Annotated in this window: 15 protein-coding genes, 2 pseudogenes and 2 riboswitches; of the genes and pseudogenes, 14 read left to right on the plus strand and 3 right to left on the minus strand. The window is 74.6% G+C overall.

Annotated elements, in window-relative coordinates; all coding sequences use genetic code 11:
- Positions 1-63: 63 nt before the first annotated feature.
- Complete coding sequence (locus ACFQO7_RS10285) at positions 64-2,031, minus strand: M14 family zinc carboxypeptidase (RefSeq protein ID WP_376806146.1); 1,968 nt, start codon at positions 2,029-2,031, stop codon at positions 64-66.
- A 91-nt stretch (positions 2,032-2,122) separates the two neighbouring features.
- Positions 2,123-3,556 carry a trypsin-like serine protease gene (locus tag ACFQO7_RS10290; RefSeq protein WP_376806147.1) on the minus strand — a complete coding sequence of 478 codons (1,434 nt, stop codon included), beginning with the start codon at positions 3,554-3,556 and terminating at the stop codon, positions 2,123-2,125.
- 220 nt (positions 3,557-3,776) lie between these two features.
- Positions 3,777-3,937, plus strand: a riboswitch (cobalamin riboswitch).
- Between the two features lie 84 nt (positions 3,938-4,021).
- Between ACFQO7_RS10290 and ACFQO7_RS10295 the strand changes: the two genes are divergently transcribed.
- From ACFQO7_RS10295 to ACFQO7_RS10360, 14 genes and pseudogenes are all read left to right on the plus strand, one after another.
- Positions 4,022-6,193 (plus strand): VWA domain-containing protein, encoded by a 2,172-nt coding sequence (locus ACFQO7_RS10295; RefSeq protein ID WP_376806148.1) that lies wholly within the window; start codon positions 4,022-4,024, stop codon positions 6,191-6,193.
- 22 nt (positions 6,194-6,215) lie between these two features.
- The gene (gene cobO, locus ACFQO7_RS10300; protein WP_376806149.1) at positions 6,216-6,830 is read left to right on the plus strand and encodes a cob(I)yrinic acid a,c-diamide adenosyltransferase; all 615 of its coding nucleotides are present in this window, start codon (positions 6,216-6,218) and stop codon (positions 6,828-6,830) included.
- 49 nt (positions 6,831-6,879) lie between these two features.
- On the plus strand, positions 6,880-8,280 hold the full coding sequence (locus ACFQO7_RS10305) for a cobyrinate a,c-diamide synthase (protein ID WP_376806150.1): 1,401 nt from the start codon (positions 6,880-6,882) through the stop codon (positions 8,278-8,280).
- Positions 8,271-8,996 (plus strand): precorrin-2 C(20)-methyltransferase, encoded by a 726-nt coding sequence (cobI, locus tag ACFQO7_RS10310; RefSeq protein ID WP_376806151.1) that lies wholly within the window; start codon positions 8,271-8,273, stop codon positions 8,994-8,996. The genes ACFQO7_RS10305 and cobI overlap by 10 nt, the downstream gene beginning before the upstream one ends.
- Positions 8,993-9,790, plus strand: a complete 798-nt coding sequence (gene cobM / locus ACFQO7_RS10315) for a precorrin-4 C(11)-methyltransferase (protein ID WP_376806152.1) — start codon at positions 8,993-8,995, stop codon at positions 9,788-9,790. Before cobI ends, cobM begins: the two co-directional genes overlap by 4 nt.
- Positions 9,791-10,037: 247 nt before the next feature.
- The gene (locus ACFQO7_RS10320; protein WP_376806153.1) at positions 10,038-11,189 is read left to right on the plus strand and encodes a cobalt-precorrin-5B (C(1))-methyltransferase; all 1,152 of its coding nucleotides are present in this window, start codon (positions 10,038-10,040) and stop codon (positions 11,187-11,189) included.
- 88 nt (positions 11,190-11,277) lie between these two features.
- On the plus strand, positions 11,278-12,570 hold the full coding sequence (gene cbiE, locus ACFQO7_RS10325) for a precorrin-6y C5,15-methyltransferase (decarboxylating) subunit CbiE (protein WP_376806154.1): 1,293 nt from the start codon (positions 11,278-11,280) through the stop codon (positions 12,568-12,570).
- Entirely contained in the window at positions 12,567-14,288 is a 1,722-nt protein-coding gene (gene cobJ / locus ACFQO7_RS10330; protein WP_376806155.1) for a precorrin-3B C(17)-methyltransferase, read from the plus strand. The genes cbiE and cobJ overlap by 4 nt, the downstream gene beginning before the upstream one ends.
- Positions 14,273-14,455 (plus strand): annotated as a pseudogene (locus ACFQO7_RS10335) (4Fe-4S binding protein); the annotation flags it as partial. The gene cobJ and the pseudogene ACFQO7_RS10335, both read left to right, overlap by 16 nt.
- 32 nt (positions 14,456-14,487) lie before the next feature.
- Complete coding sequence (locus ACFQO7_RS10340) at positions 14,488-15,105, plus strand: precorrin-8X methylmutase (protein ID WP_376806253.1); 618 nt, start codon at positions 14,488-14,490, stop codon at positions 15,103-15,105.
- A pseudogene (locus ACFQO7_RS10345) lies at positions 15,102-16,010 on the plus strand (sirohydrochlorin chelatase); the annotation flags it as partial. The gene ACFQO7_RS10340 and the pseudogene ACFQO7_RS10345, both read left to right, overlap by 4 nt.
- A gap of 55 nt (positions 16,011-16,065) precedes the next feature.
- Positions 16,066-16,261: riboswitch (cobalamin riboswitch) on the plus strand.
- A gap of 32 nt (positions 16,262-16,293) precedes the next feature.
- Positions 16,294-16,533 (plus strand): hypothetical protein, encoded by a 240-nt coding sequence (locus ACFQO7_RS10350; RefSeq protein WP_376806156.1) that lies wholly within the window; start codon positions 16,294-16,296, stop codon positions 16,531-16,533.
- An 11-nt stretch (positions 16,534-16,544) separates the two neighbouring features.
- The gene (locus tag ACFQO7_RS10355; protein ID WP_376806157.1) at positions 16,545-17,270 is read left to right on the plus strand and encodes a CbtA family protein; all 726 of its coding nucleotides are present in this window, start codon (positions 16,545-16,547) and stop codon (positions 17,268-17,270) included.
- The gene (locus ACFQO7_RS10360; RefSeq protein ID WP_465252381.1) at positions 17,267-17,602 is read left to right on the plus strand and encodes a hypothetical protein; all 336 of its coding nucleotides are present in this window, start codon (positions 17,267-17,269) and stop codon (positions 17,600-17,602) included. Before ACFQO7_RS10355 ends, ACFQO7_RS10360 begins: the two co-directional genes overlap by 4 nt.
- 157 nt (positions 17,603-17,759) lie before the next feature.
- On the opposite strand, the gene ACFQO7_RS10365 is transcribed toward ACFQO7_RS10360, so the two are convergent.
- A complete protein-coding gene (locus ACFQO7_RS10365) occupies positions 17,760-18,290 on the minus strand; it encodes a DUF6790 family protein (protein WP_376806158.1) in 531 nt (176 codons plus the stop codon).
- Positions 18,291-18,368 lie beyond the last annotated feature (78 nt).

The raw sequence follows: 18,368 nt of genomic DNA on the forward strand, positions 1-18,368 counted from the left end.
GCGCAGGGATGACACCGATTAAGGCCGCGTAAGCGGACCGCCCATGAGCACCGGGGGTCTCTCCTACAGGGTCAGCGTCCAGCTGTTGACGTAGCCGACGTCACCGGAGGCCGCGTCCTGCACCCGCAGCCGCCAGGTGCCGTTGGCCGCCTCGGTGGACAGGTTCACGGTGTAGGTGGTGTCGATGTTGTCGGTGCTGCCGCCCGACCGGTTGTGCAGCGTGTACGCGCTGCCGTCCGGCGCGAGCAGCGACACCACCAGGTCGCCCTTGTACGTGTGCACGATGTGCACCTCGGCCGTCGACGTCGACGACGCGTTGCGGTTGCAGCCCGCGATGGTGATGTCGCTGTAGACCGTGGCCACGTCGGCGATGGTCACGTCGTTCGGGTTGGTGCCGGTGCAGCCGGGCGCGCCGTTCACGGTCAGGGTGTAGCTGACGGTCCGGGTGGGCCCGCTGCTCGTGCCGATGACCGTGACCGCGTAGGTGCCCGCCGGGGTCGACGCGCTGGTGGCGATCGTCAGCGTCGACGATCCGCCGGTGGTGACCGAGGCCGGGCTGAACGTGGCGGTCGCGCCCGCGGGCAGGCCGCTCGTGGTCAGGTTGACGGTCTGCGCGGCGCCGTTGGTGACGGCGGTGCTGATGGTCGAGGTCAGCGAGCCGCCGGGGTTGACCGAGCCGAAGGCGGGTGAGGCCGCGATCGAGAAGTCGTTCGCCGCGGTGCAGTACTGGGCCTGCTTGTTGATGGCCCGGTACGGGCAGTCGGCGTACTCCGACAGGATCAGCACGGCGCTCTTGTTGCGGGAGGTCTGCGCCGCGATGACCTCGTCCGGCGGGTAGAAGCCGGGGCTGGACGACTTCGGATACATCTCGAAGGTGTACGTCCAGATGCGCTGGTCGCCCCAGAGCCAGTCGGTGATGTCGCCGTCGGTGACGTACAGGTCGCTGCCCTGTTCGGGGGTGTAGGAGTTGGTCGCCGCCATCTGCTGGCCGATGGTGGCGAACGTGTTGCGCTCGTCGGTGGTCATGCCCGGGTTCACGGTGTCGGCGGTGGTGTAGCCGAACGGCCACAGGATCAGCTCGCCGTACGTGTGGAAGTCGATGTTCGCCTTGATCTGCTGCACGCCGCCGACGCGGCGGGACAGCACGAAGTCGCGCAGCACGGACGCCTCCGGGGTGGAGAACGCCGACGGGCCGCGGTAGGTCTCCGACGACGGGCTGCCCGAGGAGCCGCCGCAGCAGCCCCACTTGTAGCCGAAGTTGCGGTTGATGTCGGTGCCGACCGCCGAGCTGCCCGAGTTGGGCTGGCGGTTCTTGCGCCAGGAGCGGTAGGAGCCGGTGGCGATGTCGTACTCGCCGCCGTCGGGGTTGAGGTCCGGCACGATCCAGATCTCGCGCGAGTCGACCACGGCCTTGACCCGGCTGTCGGTGGCGTACGCGTCGGTGAACAGGTTGGCCAGGTAGAGCGCCATCTCGACGGTGAGGTGCTCGCGGGCGTGCAGGTGCGCGTTGAACAGGATCTCGGGCTCGTTCTCGTCGGTGGCGACGTTGTCGGAGATCTTCAGCGCGACGATCTGGCGGCCCTCGTACGAGGTGCCGATGACGGACTTGCGGACCAGCGTCGGGTGGTCGGCGACGATCTGGTTGATCTCGCTGTTCATCTCGGCGTAGTTGTGGAAGCCGCCGTCGGCCGACGGGAAGTCGAGCGGGACCGCGTTCGGCCCGGAGACCCGCGAGGACGGCGGGGGCAGCAGCTCCAGGCCGAAGCCCAGGCGGCGGATGCGGTCGGCCTCGGTCGTGTTCGCGGTGATGTAGATCTTGCCGTGCTCGATCAGGTCGATCGCCGCTCCGGTGCGGGCGACCGCGTCGCGGTCGGCGAAGGTCTGCGGGCCGGTGACCAGGTACTGCTGGGAGCCGGCGAGGGTGAATCCAGGCAGGTGGCTATCGTCGGCGGGCGCGCCGCCGGCCGGGCCGGGCACGGTGAGGGCGAGGCCGGTGGCCAGGGTGGTGAGGACGAGCGCGAGTCTGCGCACGGGTTACCTCCGAGGGGGTCGGTGGAGGCGGGTCGGGAGCAGGCCCGGCTCCGCTGGTCGCGGAGCCGGGCCCGGGGATGGTGCGACGGACTCAGAGGGTGAGCGTCCAGGAGTTGATGTAGCCGGTGTCGATCGAGGCGGCGTCGCGGGCGCGCAGGCGCCAGGTGCCGTTCTTGACCTCGGAGGACAGGTTCACCGTGTAGATGGTGTCGATGTTGTCGGTGCTGCCGCCCGACCGGTTGTGCAGGTTGTACACCGAGCCGTCCGGCGCGACGAGGTCCACGATCAGGTCACCCTTGTACGTGTGCACGATGTGCACCTCGACCTTGGACGACGAACCGGCGTTGCCCGTGCAGCCGGAGATCGTGATGTTGCTGTACACCCCGGTGCTGTTGTTGTCCGGAATGCTCACGTCGGTGCCGTTGGTGGCCGCGGCGCAGCTGCCGACCGGGTTGACCGTCCAGGTGAACGAGGCGGTGCCGGTCTTGCTCGCGCTGTCGGTCGCGGTGACGGTCACGGTGTAGGTGCCCGCGGTGGTCGGCGTGCCGGTGATCTGGCCGGTCGAGGAGCTGATCGAGGTGCCGGCCGGCAGGCCGCCGGCCGACCAGCTGTACGGCGACGTGCCGCCGGAGGCGGAGCTGTTCAGGGTGACCGCGGTGCCGACGACGGTCGACTGGTTGCCGGGGCCGGTGACGGAGACGCCGCCCGGGGCCCCGCCGAGGGAGACCGCCGCGTTGTAGATGTCGGTCGCGAAGTAGCGGACCTCGGTGTACACACCCGGGTTCTGCGGGCGGGCGCAGCCGATGCCCCAGCTCACGATGCCGACCTGGATCCACTCGTTGGCGGCGTTCTTCTTGACCATCGGGCCGCCGGAGTCGCCCTGGCACGTGTCGACGCCGCCGGAGCTCCAGTTGCCCGCGCAGATCTCCTCGTTGAAGACCAGGCCGGAGTACTCGCCGCCGGCGCTCTGGCACTGCGTGTCGGTGATGAACGGGACCTGCGCCTTGAGCAGGTAACGCTGCTGGCCGCCGCCCTCGGTGGCCGCGCCCCAGCCCATCACGTCGAAGTTGCCGCTGTGCAGCGACGTGTCCGTGGCGATCTTCAGCAGCGGGGCGGTGGTGATCGGGCTGGACAGGCGGATCAGCGCCCAGTCCTTGCCGGTGCCGTTGTAGCCCGGGGCACGGTAGACGTAGTTCGAGGTGCGGGTGGTGCGGGTCGGGTCCTGCAGGTCGACGACGCCCCAGGTGGCCGTGATCGAGGTGTTGTTGCCGGTCGCGCCGACGCAGTGGGCGGCGGTCAGCACCAGGCTCTGGGTGTACATCGCGCCGCCGCAGCCCATGGACAGGCGCACCATCCACGGGAACTCGCCCTGCGCGGCCCGGGTCCCGCCGACGACCTGAGGCGTGACCGAGCCGTCGCCGGAGGGCGCGGCCTGCGCCGGGACGGCGGCCGAGCCCAGGGCGAGCATGGCGCCGGCCAGCGCGATCGCGCCGGCGCGCAGCGCCGTTCGTAGTGAATTCCGCACAGGATCCTCCCAAGGTCCACCCGGCGCCGAGCGCTTCTGGCGCCGGATCGCCGGAGAGTTTCCCTGGAAGCTAGCGGAAGACAACGATACATAGCAATATCGAAGTTAATTGTTACGTGCTGATGTCACGCCCGCCGGGGCGTGACACAGACCTCCGTCCGGGCGACCCGCTTTGACGCGGCGCACCGCGTCCGTCACGATGGCCGGTGAGCGGCAGTGGAGGAACCCGGTGCGAGTCCGGGGCGGTCCCGCCACTGTCACCGGGGAGCGACCCCTCCCGAGCGGCTCCGTCTCACGACGCGCGCCGTTTCGGCACCAGGCCACGGCCGTTGACACGGTTGGAAGGCCGAGGGGAAGCGTCGATCCGGGAGCCAGGACACTCCGGCCGCTCGCGACGCCGCACGGCGTCACCACACCGGATTTCGCGGGCGAGGAAACCCGCGGAGAGGACTCGCGCATGGGCTCGTGCCTGAGCGGGCTTTGACCCCGCTGTACCCGTTCTCCGCCGTCGTCGGCCTCGCCGACCTCCGGCTCGCCCTGCTGCTCAACGCCGTCTCGCCCGCCATCGGCGGGGTGCTGGTGCGCGGCGAGAAGGGCACCGCCAAGTCCACCGTGGTGCGGGCGCTGGCCGGGCTGCTGCCGCAGGTTGAGGTCGTCGCCGGGTGCCGGTTCGGCTGCGACCCGGCGTCGCCGTACGGCGCGTGCCCGGACGGGCCGCACAGGGCCGGTCAGGACGTCATCGTCCGGCGCGCCAGGCTGATCGAGCTGCCCGTCGGGGCGACCGAGGACCGGCTGGTCGGCGCGCTGGACCTGGAGCGGGCGCTGACCGCGGGGCAGGCCGCGTACTCGCCGGGCCTGCTGGCCGGGGCGCACCGCGGCGTGCTCTACGTCGACGAGGTGAACCTGCTCCACGACCACCTGGTGGACCTGCTGCTCGACGCCGCCGCGATGGGAGAGGCGTACGTGGAGCGCGACGGCGTGTCGGTGCGCCATGCCGCCCGGTTCCTGCTGGTGGGGACCATGAACCCGGAGGAGGGCGAGCTGCGCCCGCAGCTGCTCGACCGGTTCGGGCTGGCGGTGCAGGTGCGCGCCCCGCGCGAGCCGAAGGAGCGGGTCGAGGTGGTGCGGCGGCGGCTGGCGTACGAGGCCGACCCGGCCGGGTTCGCGGCGCGGTGGGCCGAAGCCGATGCCGAGCTGGCCGAAAGTATCGACGCCGCCCGGCGGCGGCTGCCCGCGGTGGAGCTGCCCGACGCCGAGCTGACCCGCATCGCGCACGTGTGCGCCGCGTTCGAGGTGGACGGGCTGCGGGCCGACCTGGTGGTGGCCCGCGCCGCGCTGGCCCTGGCCGCGTGGCACGGCCGCGGCCGGGTCACCGAGCAGGACGTGCGGGACGCGGCCCGGCTGGCGCTGCCGCACCGCCGCCGGCGCGACCCGTTCGACGCCCCGGACCTCGACGAGCAGGCCCTGGAGGACGCGCTGAACAGCGCACCCCCGCCGGCTGAACCCGACGGCTCCCACGACGGCCCGGGTGCTCCCGGCGACCAGGACCGTGCGGCGGGCGGCGCGGGCGCCCCGAAGGCCGATCTCGACGGTGATGCCGACCTGGACGGTGACGGGCCGGACGGCTCCGGTCCGGACGACGGGCCCGACGGCGGCCTGGACGACGACGGTCCGGACGGCGGTCCGCGGCCGGGCGGGCCCGGCGGTGCGGTCCCGGACGAGGGCGGCACGCCGCCGCGGCCGGTGCCGCAGGGGGACACGCGGCAGCGGGACGGGGCCGACGAGGGGCGTTACGTGTCGGCGGGGCAGCAGCACGCCGAGGCGGCGACGCCACGGCGGGCGCGGCTGTTCGCGGTGCAGGGGGTGGGGGAGGGCGCGGCGGGGCGGCGCTCGCCCGCGTACACCCGGATGGGCCGGACCGTCGGCGCGCGGGTGCCCGGCGGCACCCTGGCCGCGCTGCACCTGGCGGCGACCGTGCGGGCGGCGGCCGGGCGGCAGCACGCCCGGGGCCGGACCCCCGGCGGCCCGCTGCGGCTGGTCGCGGCCGATCTGCGCGAGCCGGTGCGGCAGGGGCGCGAGTCGAACCTGGTGCTGTTCTGCGTGGACGCCTCCGGCTCGATGGCCGCCCGGCAGCGCATGGGCGCGGTGAAGGGCGTGGTGCTGTCGCAGCTGCTCGGCGTGTACCAGCGGCGCGACAAGGTCGGCCTGGTCACCTTCCGGGGCAGCGAGGCGGAGCTGGCGCTGCCGCCGACGTCCAGCGTGGAGGCCGGCGCGGCGCGGCTGCGCGAGCTGCCCACGGGCGGGCGTACCCCGCTGGCCGCGGGACTGCGCCGGGCGGCGCACACGCTGCGGGTCGAGCGGCTGCGCGACCCGCACCGGCGCGCGCTGCTGGTGCTGGTGACCGACGGCCGGGCCACCGCCGGGGCGGACCCGGTCGGCGAGGCCATGCGTATCGCGGGCGGGCTCGCCGCGACCGGGGTGTCGGCGGTGGTCGTGGACTGCGAGTCGGGGGTGGTGCGGCTCGGGCTCGCCGCCCGCCTGGCGGCACGGCTCGGCGCGGAGCACGTGCCGCTGGCCGAGGTGACCGCGCAAGGGCTGGCCGGGGTGGCCCGCCGGGACCGCCGGAGGGCGGCATGACGCAGACGAGTGGAGGCCGCTGATGCCGCAGGGCAAGCCGGAGACCGTGCCCGACGACGGGCTCACCACGCGCCAGCGCCGGAGGTCCCCGGTGCTGGCCGTGCACACCGGAATCGGCAAGGGCAAGTCGACCGCGGCGTTCGGCATGGCCCTGCGGGCCTGGAACGTGGGCTGGCCGATCGCGGTCTTCCAGTTCGTCAAGAGTCCCAAGTGGCGGGTCGGCGAGGAGGCCGCGTTCCGGGCGCTGGGCCGCGCGTACGACGAGTCAGGCGCGGGCGCGCCGGTGACCTGGCACAAGATGGGCGAGGGCTGGTCGTGGCTGGCCCGGCCCGGCGACGAGCGCGACCACGCCGCCGAGGCGGCCGAGGGCTGGGCCCAGGTCAAACGCGACCTGCTGGCGCAGCGGTACGGCTTCTACGTGCTCGACGAGTTCACCTACCCGATGCACTGGGGCTGGGTGGACACGGCCGACGTGGTCGAGACTCTGCGCACCCGTCCGGGCTCCCAGCACGTCGTGATCACCGGCCGGTACGCCGCGCCGCCGCTGCTGGAGCTGGCCGACCTGGTCACCGAGATGGGCAAGGTGAAGCACCCGATGGACATGGGACGCAAGGGCCAGGCGGGGATCGAATGGTGAAGCGCGAGGAGAGAGCGCAGCGAGCCCCGCAGTCGCGAACGGACAGCGCATGGTGAAGGTGCCCAGGATCGTGGTGGCCGCGGCGGCGTCGGGGCACGGGAAGACGACCGTGGCGACGGGGCTGCTGGCGGCGTTGACGGCGCGCGGCATGACCGCGGCCGGGTTCAAGGTCGGTCCGGACTACATCGACCCGACCTACCACTCGCTGGCCTGCGGGCGGCCCGGCCGCAACCTGGACCCGTCGCTGGTCGGCGAGGACCTGGTCGCGCCGCTGTTCGCGCACGGGGCGACCGGTGCACAGGTGGCGGTCGTCGAGGGCGTGATGGGCCTGTACGACGGCCGCTCGGGGGAGGGCGACTTCGGCTCGACCGCGCACGTGGCGCGGCTGCTGGACGCGCCGGTGGTGTTCGTGGTGGACGCGACCGGCCAGGGCCGGTCGGTCGCCGCGCTGCTGCACGGGTTCCGCTCGTTCGGCTCGGTGCGGCTGGCCGGGGTGGTGCTCAACCGGGTCGGCTCGGACCGGCACGAACAGATCCTGCGCGAGGCCTGCGAGGAGGTCGGCACGCCGGTGCTCGGCGTGCTGCGGCGCGCCGGTGCGGTGGCGGTGCCGTCCCGGCACCTCGGGCTGGTGCCCGCCGCCGAGCGCAGCGGCGCGGCGGTGGACGCGGTGCGGGCCATGGGCGCGCTGGTCGAGGACGGGGTGGACCTCGGCGAGGTGCTGGCGGTGGCGCACAGCGCGCCGCCGCTGGCGGTGACGCCGTGGTCGGCGGCCGAGGCCGTGCGGGCGGCGGCCGAGGCGGCCGGAGCGCGGCAGGCCGGGCTGGAAGCGGACGGAACGTCGGCCGAAGCCGGGGACCGGCCCGTGATCGCGGTCGCGGGCGGGCCCGCGTTCACGTTCGGCTATGCCGAGCAGGCCGAACTGCTGCGCGCCGCCGGGGCCGAGGTCGTGCACGTCGACCCGCTGCGCGACGAGGCGCTGCCGAGAGGCACCGCCGGGCTGGTCGTGGGCGGCGGCTTTCCCGAGGTGTACGGCGACGAGCTGGCCGCCAACAAGCCGCTGCGCGACGCGGTACGCGCACTCGCCGCCGCGGGCGCGCCGATCGCCGCCGAGTGCGCCGGGCTGCTGTGGCTGGCCAGGTCACTGGACGGGCGCGAGATGTGCGGGGTGCTCGACGCCGAGGCGGTGCTGACCGAGCGGCTCACGCTGGGCTACCGCGACGCGGTCGCGGTGTCCGGCAGCGTGCTCGCCGACCCGGGAACCCGGGTCACCGGGCACGAGTTCCACCGCACCGCGGTGACCCCCGAGGCCGGGCCGTCGCCCGCGTGGGCGTGGCGCGGCCGGTCCGCCGAGGGCTTCGTCCAGGGCGGGGTGCACGCGTCGTACCTGCACCTGCACTGGGCGGGGCACCCGGACTTCGCCCGCCGGATGGTGCGTGCCGCATGCGCCTGATCGGGGTGGGGGTCGGTCCCGGCGACCCGGAACTGGTGACGCTGCAGGCGGTGCGGCTGCTGCGCGAGGCCGGCCGGGTGTTCGTGCCCGTGATGGACCTGGCCGAGCAGGGCCGCGCCGAGGCGACGGTACGCGCGCACGCCGGCCACGACCGCGTCGAGCGGCTGGTCTTCGCCCTCAACGAGCGCGACGACGCGCGCCGCCGCGAGTCCCACTGGGACGCCGCCGGTGAGCGCGTCGCCGACTGGCTGCGCGAGACCGGCGGCACCGCCGCGTTCGCCACCATCGGCGACCCCAACGTGTACTCGACCTTCGGCTATCTAGCCGCGACCGTCCGCGCGCTGCTGCCCGAGGTGGCGGTGCAGACCGCACCCGGGATCACCGCGATGCAGGCGCTCGCCGCCGCGGCCGGGGTTCCGCTCGCCGAGGGCATGGAGCCCCTGGTGCTGGTGCCGCTGGCCCGGGGCGCGACGGCACTGCCGGCCGCCCTGGCGTACGCGCAGGACGGGACGGTGGTCGCGTACAAGGGCGGCCGGCACCTGGCGGACGTGGTCAACGCGGTCAGGGAGGCCGGGCGGCTGGACGAGGCGGTGCTCGGCACCCGGCTGGGGCTGCCGGGCCAGAGCGTGACGCCGCTGGCCGAGGCGGTCGAGGCGCCGTACCTGTCGGCGGTGCTGGTGCCGGGCCGCCGGGACGCACGAGGAGGAAAGCTGTGAAGGTCGTCTTCATCGGAGCCGGGCCCGGCGCGGCCGACCTGCTCACCCTGCGCGGCGCGGCCGCGATCGCCGCCGCCGACGTGGTGGTCTGGGCGGCCAGCCTGGTCCACCCGGACGTGCTCGGGCACGCCCGGCCGGGGGCGCGGATCGTGGACTCGGCGGCGCTGACCCTGGAGCAGACGCTCGACCTGTACCGCGAGGCCGCCGAGCGCGACCTGGTCGTCGCGCGGATCCACTCCGGCGACCCGGCGCTGTGGGGCGCGCTCGGCGAGCAGCTCGACGCGTGCCGCGAGCTGGGCCTGCCGACCGAGGTGATCCCCGGGGTGTCCTCGTTCACGGCGGCCGCCGCGGCGGTGCAGCGGGAGCTGACCGTGCCCGAGGTGGCGCAGTCGGTGGTGCTGACCCGGCTGGAGGGCGGCAAGACCCCGATGCCGGAGCGGGAGTCCGTCCGCGCGTTCGCCGCGCACGGCGCGACGATGGCGGTGTTCCTGTCCGCGGCCCGGTCGGGGCAGCTCGCGGATGAGCTGCTGGCGGGCGGGTACGCGCCCGATACGCCCGTGGTGGTGGCCTACCGGGTGACCTGGCCGGAGGAGCTGATCGTGCGTTGCACGGTCGGCACCCTGGCGGCGGCGGTCAAGGAGCACAAGCTCTGGAAACACACGCTGTTCCTGGTCGGGCCCGCGCTCGGCGAGGCCGGCGGCACGCGAAGCCACCTGTACCACCCCGGCCACTTCCACGGCTTCCGCCGGGCCGACCCGGCGGCCCGCGCCGCCCTGCGAGCAAGCCGTGACTGACCTGCCCGCACTGGGCGAGCCCGACGTTCCTGCCGTGACTGAGCCAGCCGCCCCGGGCGCGTCCGGCGTTCCTGCCGCGACCGAGACGCCCGCTTCGGGCGAGCCCGACGTTCCTGCTGCGGCTGAGCCGGCCGCCCCGGATGCGTCCGGCGTTCCGGCCGCGACGAAGCGGCACGGGGTAGAGCTGCCGAGGAAGTCGGCCGGTGCACGGCCGGCTTCTCGTGGCCGGAGCCGCGGCGTGGCCGCCGTGACGGGAACGGATGTGCCGGAGCTGCGGGAACCCGATCTTCCCCGGACCGCGAAAGATCGCCCGAAGGCGCTGCGGACCGGGTGGACGACGGGGACCTGCGCGTCCGCGGCGGCGAAGGCGGCCACGGAATTGCTGGTCGGCGGCGTTCCCCCGAGGTGGGTCGAGGTGGCCCTGCCCTCGGGGCGGCGGGTCACGTTCGCGGTGGCGGAGTCGGTGCTGGACGGTGACGCGGCCCGTGCCGTCGTGGTGAAGGACGCCGGTGACGACCCGGACGTGACGCACGGAGCGCGGCTGACGGCGACCGTGCGGTGGCAGGAGGGCGCGGGTGTGGCCCTGCGCGGCGGGGACGGCGTCGGCACGGTGACCAGGCCGGGTCTGGGGCTGGACGTGGGCGGCCCGGCGATCAACCCGGTGCCCCGTCAGATGATCACCCAGGCGGTGGCGGAGGCCGCCGGGGGACGCGGGGTCGAGGTCGTGATCTCCGTGCCGGACGGTGAGCGGATGGCCCGCAAGACGACCAACCGGCGGCTGGGCATCCTCGGCGGCATCTCGATCCTGGGCACCACGGGCATCGTGCGGCCGTTCTCCACCGCCTCCTGGCGGGCCAGCGTGATGCAGGCCGTGCAGGTCGCCGCCGCGCAGGGCGAGCAGACGATCGTGCTGTGCACCGGCGGGCGCACCGAGGCGGGCGCGATGGCGCTGCTGCCGGACCTGCCCGAGGTGTGCTTCGTCGAGGTCGGCGACTTCACCGGGGCCGCGCTGCGGACGGCGGCGGACCGGGGCATGACCGGGGTGGTGTTCGTCGGCATGGCCGGCAAGCTGACCAAACTCGCCGCCGGAGTGCTGATGACGCACTACACCCGGTCGGCGGTGGACACCGTGCTGCTGGGGCAGGTCACGACGGCGGTGGGCGGGTCGGCGGAGCTGGCCGAGCAGGTCGACGGGGCGAACACGGCGCGGCATGCGTACGAGCTGTGGGAGGCGGCGGGGCTGCTGCGCGCGGCGGGCGACGTGTTGTGCGGGCGGGTGCGTGACGTGCTGGTGCGGTTCGGCAAGGGCGCGTTGCGGGCCGACGTCGCGATGGTGGACTTCACGGGCAAGACGGTCGTGGCGGCGACCAGGCCGGAGTGGGTCACATGCGCTGGATGACGGGTGGGCTGCGGCCGGCCGGGCACGCCGCTCGGGTGGGCGGTGTTCGCCGGCCGGCGGCCGCCGAGCAGATACCGGGGTCGGTCGCATGCGGCGGGTGACGGTGGTGGGTCACGACGGCGGTGGGCTGAGCGCGGCCGCCGGTGCGGCGCTGGCGCGGGCGACGCTGGTCGCCGGGGGCGCGCGGCATCTGTCCGGGCTGGATGTCGCTGCGGAGTGCCTGGTCATGGGGCCGGTCGCGCCGGTGGTGGCGCGGGTGGCGGCGCATGACGGCGAGGCGGTGGTGCTGGCCAGTGGCGATCCGGGGTTCTTCGGCATCGTCGCGGCGCTGCGCCGGGCCGGGGTCGAGCCGGTCGTGATCCCGGCGGTGTCCAGCGTCGCGGCCGCCTTCGCCCGTGCGGGCCTGCCCTGGGACGACGCGCTCGTCGTGTCGGCGCACGGCCGCGACGGTGCCGCTGCCGCCTCCGCGCTGCGCGATGATCCGTTTTTGTGGACGCTGGACGCCCCTATAGGGGCAGCGGGCGTCCACAAAAACGGATCATCACCCGCGGGTGGGCTGCGGCGGGCGGTCAACGTCTGCCGGGCGTACCCGAAGGTGGCGGTGCTGACCGCGCCCGGCAGCGGCCCGGCCGAGCTGGGAGCGGCCCTGGCCGGGTGGGCGCGCACGCTGGTGGTGGCGGAGCGGCTGGGTACCGCGCAGGAGCGGCTGGTCACCGTCGAGGCGGCGGACGCGGCTGCGGAGAGCTGGGCCGACCCGAACGTCGTGCTCGTGCTGGACCCGGACCGGCCGCGGCGCGATCCGCGGCCCGGCTGGATCGCCGGGGCAGGCCCCGGGCCCGCCGGGTGGGCGCTGCCCGAGGCCGCCTACGCCCACCGCGACTCGATGATCACCAAGGCGGAGGTACGTGCGTACGTGCTCGCCCGGCTCGGCCCGCGCCTCGGTGACCTGGTCTGGGACGTGGGAGCCGGGTCCGGCTCGGTCGCCGCCGAGTGCGCCCGGTTCGGCGCGGCGGTGCTCGCCGTCGAACGCGACCCGGCGGCCCTGCCGCTGATCACCGCCAACACGGCCGGTCTCGGCGCACGCCTCGTCGCGGGCGACGCGCCGGACTGCCTGGCCGGGCTGCCCCAGCCCGATGCGGTCTTCGTCGGCGGCGGTGGCCCACCCGTGCTCGCGGCGTGCGTCGCGCGGCGGCCGGCCCGGATCGTGACCGCGCTGGCCGGGCTCGAACGCGTCGGCCCGGCGCTGGGCGTGCTGGGCGACGCCGGGTACCGGACGGAGGGCGTACAGCTGCAGGCCTCGCGCCTGAGCCCGCTGCCCGGCGGCAGTCACCGGCTCGCCGCGACCAATCCCGTCTTCGTCGTCTCCGGGGAGTTGCCATGACCATCGGCCTGATCTGGGCCACCGCCGCCGGCCGCCATGCCGCGACGCGGCTGGCCGCCGCGTGGCCGGGCGAGTGCACCGTCCACGAGGGAACCGTCCGCGACCAGCTCACCCAAGCCTGGTCCGGCTCCGACGCCATCGTCGCCTTCCTCGCCACCGGCGCCACCGTGCGCCTGCTCGCCCCCCTCCTCACCACCGGCTCGGACGGCAAGCACACGCAGCCGGGTGTGGTGTGTGTGGACGAGGCGGGGCGGTGGGCCGTGGCGCTGCTCGGAGGGCATGGCGGCGGGGCGAATGCGCTGGCCGCGCGCGTGTCCGAGGTGCTGGGGGCGTCGGCTGTGGTGACCACCGGCACTGACGCCGCCGGGCTGCCGGGCCTGGACACCCTAGGGTTCGCCGTCGCGGACCCGGACGCCGTCGCGCCGGTGTCGCGGGCGCTGCTCGACGGGGAGCCCGTGCACCTGCGGTCCGATCAGGTCTGGCCGCTGCCGGCGCTGCCCGCGAACCTCGGTGACCACCCCGGCGCGACGCGGACGGTGCTGATCACCGACCGCCGGGTGGCGCACGCCGGGGACCGGTCGGTGCTGGTGCTGCGTCCGCCGTCGCTGGTGCTCGGGATCGGGGCGAGCCGGGGCGTGTCCGCCGAGGAGATCGCCGAGCTGGTAGCGCGGGTGCTCGCGGACGCGGGGCTCGCGGCGGAGTCGGTGTGCGCGGCGGCGACCGCCGACGTGAAGGCCGACGAGGCCGGGTTGGTGGCCTATGCGGCAGGCCGGGGTCTGCCGCTGGTGACCTTCCCCGCGGCGGCGCTGGCGCAGGTGGCCGTGCCGAATCCGTCCGAGGTGGTCCGGGCCGCTGTCGGCACGCCGAGCGTGGCCGAGGCGGCGGCGCTGCTGGCCGCCGGTGCCCGGGGCCGGGGGGCGGCGCTGGTGGCGGGCAAGACGGCGTCGGCGATGGCGACCGTGGCGGTCGCCCGGCTGGTGCCGATGGGCCGGCTCGCGGTGATCGGCCTCGGCCCCGGCGCGGCGGACCTGCGCACCCCCCGGGCGACGGCGCAGCTGCGCGCGTCCTCGATCGTCGTCGGCCTCGACCAGTACGTGGACCAGGTCCGGCACCTGCTGCGCCCCGGCACCCGGATCGTCGACTCGGGACTCGGTGCGGAGGAGGAGCGCGCCCGTTCGGCGGTCGAGCTGGCGCGGCAGGGGCACGCGGTGGCGCTGATCGGCTCCGGCGACGCGGGCGTGTACGCGATGGCGTCGCCGGCGCTGGAGTTCGCCGGGGACGACATCGAGGTGACCGCGGTGCCGGGGGTGACCGCGGCGCTGGCCGCGTCGTCGCTGCTGGGCGCGCCGCTGGGGCACGACCACGTGTACCTGTCGCTGTCGGACCTGCACACCCCGTGGGAGATGATCGAGCGGCGGCTGGCAGCGGCGGCCCAGGCGGACCTCGTGGTCTGCCTGTACAACCCGCGCAGCGCGCGGCGCACCCGGCAGCTGCCGGCGGCGCTGGCGATCCTGGGCGCGCACCGGCCGCCGGACACGCCGATCGGGCTGGTCCGCGACGCGTCCCGGCCCGGTGAGCGGATCGCGCTGACCACCCTCGACACGATCGATCCGGCCGAGGTGGACATGAACACGGTGGTGATCGTCGGGGCCAGCACGACCCGTACGGTCGCCGGGCGCATGGTCACCCCGCGGGGGTACGCGTGGATGGCGCGGTGAGTCCGGTGCGCTTCGACGGCTGCCAGGGGTGCGGCGCGTGCCTGCTGACCTGCCCGACGCACGCGATCCGGCCGATCGGCGGGACGGGCCCGGCCCGGCTTCACGCCCGGCCCGACCTGTGCACCGGCTGCGGCGAGTGTGTCGAGGTGTGCCCGGTCGACGCGGTGACCCTGGTCGAGCGGGAGGCGCGATGACGACCGTGGCCAGGACGGTGCACCCGATCGAGGCGGAGTCCTACCGCATCCTGCGGGCGGCCGTGGACACCTCCGGGCTGCCCAGGCACAGCCGGGACGTGGCCGAGCGCATCGTGCACACCACCGCCGATCCGGGCTGGGTCGGCGATCTGGTGCTGGACGAGCCGGCGCTGGCCGCCGGGGCGGCGGCGCTGGCGGCGGGCGCGCCGCTGGTCGTGGACGTGACCATGGTCGGCGCGGGGATCACCCGCTACCCGACGCGCTGCCTGGTCGGCTCGGCGCTGGCGGCGGAACTGGCCGCGGCCGAGGGCGTCACCCGCTCGGCGGCGGCGGTGCGGCTGGCCGCGGCCGAACACCCCACGGGCGCGGTATGGGCCGTCGGCAACGCCCCGACCGCGCTGTTCGAGCTGCTGCGGCTGGCCGCGGCCGGGCAGGTCGCCCCAGCGCTGGTGGTCGGCCTGCCCGTGGGCTACGTGGGCGCGGCCGAGTCGAAGGCCGCGCTGCGGCTGTCCGGGCTGCCCCAGCTGTCCAATCTGAGCGCTCGGGGCGGCTCGGCCGTCGCCGCGGCAGCCGTGAACGCCCTGCTCTACGGCGACCCCCTACCCCTGGAGGAGAGACTGTGACCACCACCCCGCCCGCGCTGCTCATCGCCGGGCACGGCACGTCCGACGCGGACGGCGCCGAGCAGTTCCGCGCGTTCGCCGAACGGGTCGGCAAACGCCTCGCCCCGCGCGGCGTGACCGTCGGCGGCGGCTTCATCGAGCTGTCCCCGCCCCCGCTGGGCGAGGCGGTGGCGGACCTCGTCGCGGGTGGGCACCGCCGGCTGGCGGCCGTACCGCTGATGCTGGTCGCGGCGGGGCACGCGAAGGGCGACATCCCCGCGGCACTGGCCCGCGAGCAGTTGCGGCATCCCGGCCTGGTGGTGGCGTACGGCCGCCCGCTCGGCGCGCACCCCGCGGTGCTCGCCCTGCTGCGGGAGCGGCTGGACCAGGCGGGAGCCGATCAGGACAGCACGGTGCTGCTGGTCGGCCGGGGATCCACGGACCCCGACGCGAACGCCGAGGTCGCGCGGGCGGCCCGGCTGCTGGCCGAGACGACCGGGGTGGCCGGGGTGGAGTACGCCTTCATCTCGCTCGCGGCCCCCGGCGTGCCCGCGGGCCTGGACCGCTGTGCGGCGCTGGGTGCGCGCCGGATCGTGGTGCTGCCGTACTTCCTCTTCACCGGGGTGCTGCCGCGCCGGGTGGCGGGGCAGGCCACGGCCTGGGCCACGGGCCGCCCCGACGTGCACGTGCGGAGCGCGGGCGTGCTCGGCGACACCGACGCCCTGGCCGACCTGGTGATCGAACGCTACGGCGAGGCCCTGGCCGGCGACATCCGGATGAACTGCGACTCCTGTGTGTACCGGATCAGCCTGCCGGGCTTCGAGGACCGGGTCGGGCTGCCGCAGACCCCGCACCACCACCCGGGTGACCCGGGGCACAGCCACGGTCACGATCACCCGCACAGCCACGATCACGCACCGCTTCATGCGGATATTCACCGACGTCACCCCTGAGGAGGTTTGACGGCCGGCGAGCGTTGCTGGCATGGTGAGGGCAACAAGTTCACATCAGACGACGGTGCGCAGGAACCCGGTGAGAATCCGGGACGGTCCCGCCACTGTGACCGGGGAGCGCCCCGCACGAGCCACGGCCGCCGCAGCGGCTGGAAGGCGCGGCAAGCGCGACGAAGTTCCATCCACCCGGGAGTCAGGACACTGACCCGTCGTTGTCCAGTTCGGGGCGGTGAACCCCGAGGAGGAGGTATTTGTCATGGGTGCGTTGTCGACGCCCGCGGTGCCGTCGCAGGAGACGGCCGCAATCGCGGGGCGGCTGCGGGATCAGGTCATCGCCGGGGTGCTCGTCGCGGTGGCGCTGTTCATCCTCTACGCGGTGTTCCTGGACCAGGGCGCGCTGCTGTCCCCGGTGTACGGGGAACTCTCCCGTAGCGCCAACTATCTGCACGAGCTGTCCCACGACGGGCGGCACCTGTTCGCCGCCAACTGCCACTGAGCGGGGCGGACATGTCCCTGCTCTCGCTGATGGGGCGGGGCGGGCTGGCCGGCGCGTGCGCCGGTGCCCTCTCCGCCGTGGTGTCCCTGGTGCTCGCCGAGCCGGTCATCGACCGGGCGATCGCCCTCGAACACGCGAACGCCGGTGAAGGCCACGGCGCGGAGCTGTTCAGCCGCGATACGCAGCACGTCGGCATGCTGGTCTCGGTGATCCTGGCCGGGATGGCGATCGGTCTGCTGTTCGGCCTGGTGTACGCCGTGCTGCACCGCCGTGACCCGGGGGCCGACCCGTGGGGCCGGGCACTGCGCCTGGCCGGGGCCGGTTTCCTGGGCGTGGCGTTCCTGCCGTTCCTGCGCTACCCGACCAACCCGCCAGGGGTGGGCAGCGAGGCGACGCAGCAGGCGCGCACGGTGACCTGGCTGGCCGCGATCGCGATCGGGCTGGCCACGGTCAGCGCGGCCCGTCTGCTGGCAGGCCGGCTCGCCGAGCGCGGGGCGGCGCTGCCGCTGCGTCAGCTGGCGCCGGTGGGGGTGGTGCTGCTGGGGCTCGCCCTGCTGTTCGCGCTGCCGTCGTCGGGTGATCCGATCAGCACGCCGGCTGATCTGCTGTGGTCGTTCCGGTTGCTGTCGCTGCTGGCCTCGGTGGTGCTGTGGGCCGGGATCGGCGTCGGATTCGGGCTGGCCGGGCTGCGGGCCGGCGCGGTCGCGAACACCGCCGCCGTGCGGGCGGCCGCGTGAAGGCCAGGGTGACGGTGTGCCGTGACTGCTGTTGCGGCACCGCCAAGCACCCGGACACCGATCACGAAGGCCAGCTGCGGCAGCTGGAGAAGGCGGGCGTACGGGTGCGCATCGCACAGTGCCTGGACGTCTGCGAGCACTCGAACGTGATGGTCGTGCATCCGCGCCCGTCCGGTCGCCGCGACGGCGGCCGTCCGGTGTGGCTGGGCGGCGTCCTCGACGAGGCGACGGTGGAGTACGTCGCCTCCTGGGCGGCCGCGGGCGGCCCCGGCTCCGCCGACCTCCCGGTCGCCCTCATCCCGTACGTCATCGAGGCCCCCGGCCAGACCTGACGGCCTGCGGGGGTCCTTGATCGTCCGACTTGCCAGGCACCTTCGCGTATCTTGAGGCCGTATTCGCCCATGTGCCTGGCAAGTCGAATGACCTTGGTGTGCGACCCGCCCCGCTTGGCCGCACGGGCCGGGTGCGGCGGCGGTCGGGTGCGGCCCGTCAGGGGCGAGTGGTCACGGCCGCGGCCTGTTCAAAGGACTGGGCCGGGGCGCCGCGGCGGTACATGACCAGCAGGATGATGGCGAGCAGGGGCATCAGGATGTCCGACGGCAGCGCCCAGACGTTGGCGGGCGCGTGGTTGTCGTGGAAGACCCACTGGTTGAAGTGGCCCCAGGCGTCGCCCCAGAAGGAGATGGCCAGCGCGGTCACCGCGGCGGTGAGCCAGGTGCCGCGCAGCCGCCGCCAGGCGCAGCCGATCGCCAGTACGGCCACCGCGATGTCGCCCCAGCCGACCTCCCACTGGAACATCGACTGCGTGTAGCCGATCTGCTCGGCGGTGTCGCCGGACGTCGGGCCGATGTGGCTGAGTCCGCCGAGGATGCCCCAGATCCCGGCCCCGACCACCATGATCCAGAGCAGGGCGAGTTCGACGACCCGGTGTTTGGTCTTACGGTCGGGGTGCTTGTCCACGGCGACGTGGATCAGCCAGCCGACGACGACGGTGAACCAGATGGCAGCGAAGAACGGCATCACACACCTCCGGACGGCTCCGACGTTACGCCGGGGCCGTCCGGAGGTGGGCCGGTCCTGCGAATCCGTTCCGGCGGC

The organism is Catellatospora aurea (assembly GCF_042663325.1).
In the GTDB taxonomy this organism is placed as follows: Bacteria; Actinomycetota; Actinomycetes; order Mycobacteriales; family Micromonosporaceae; genus Catellatospora; species Catellatospora aurea.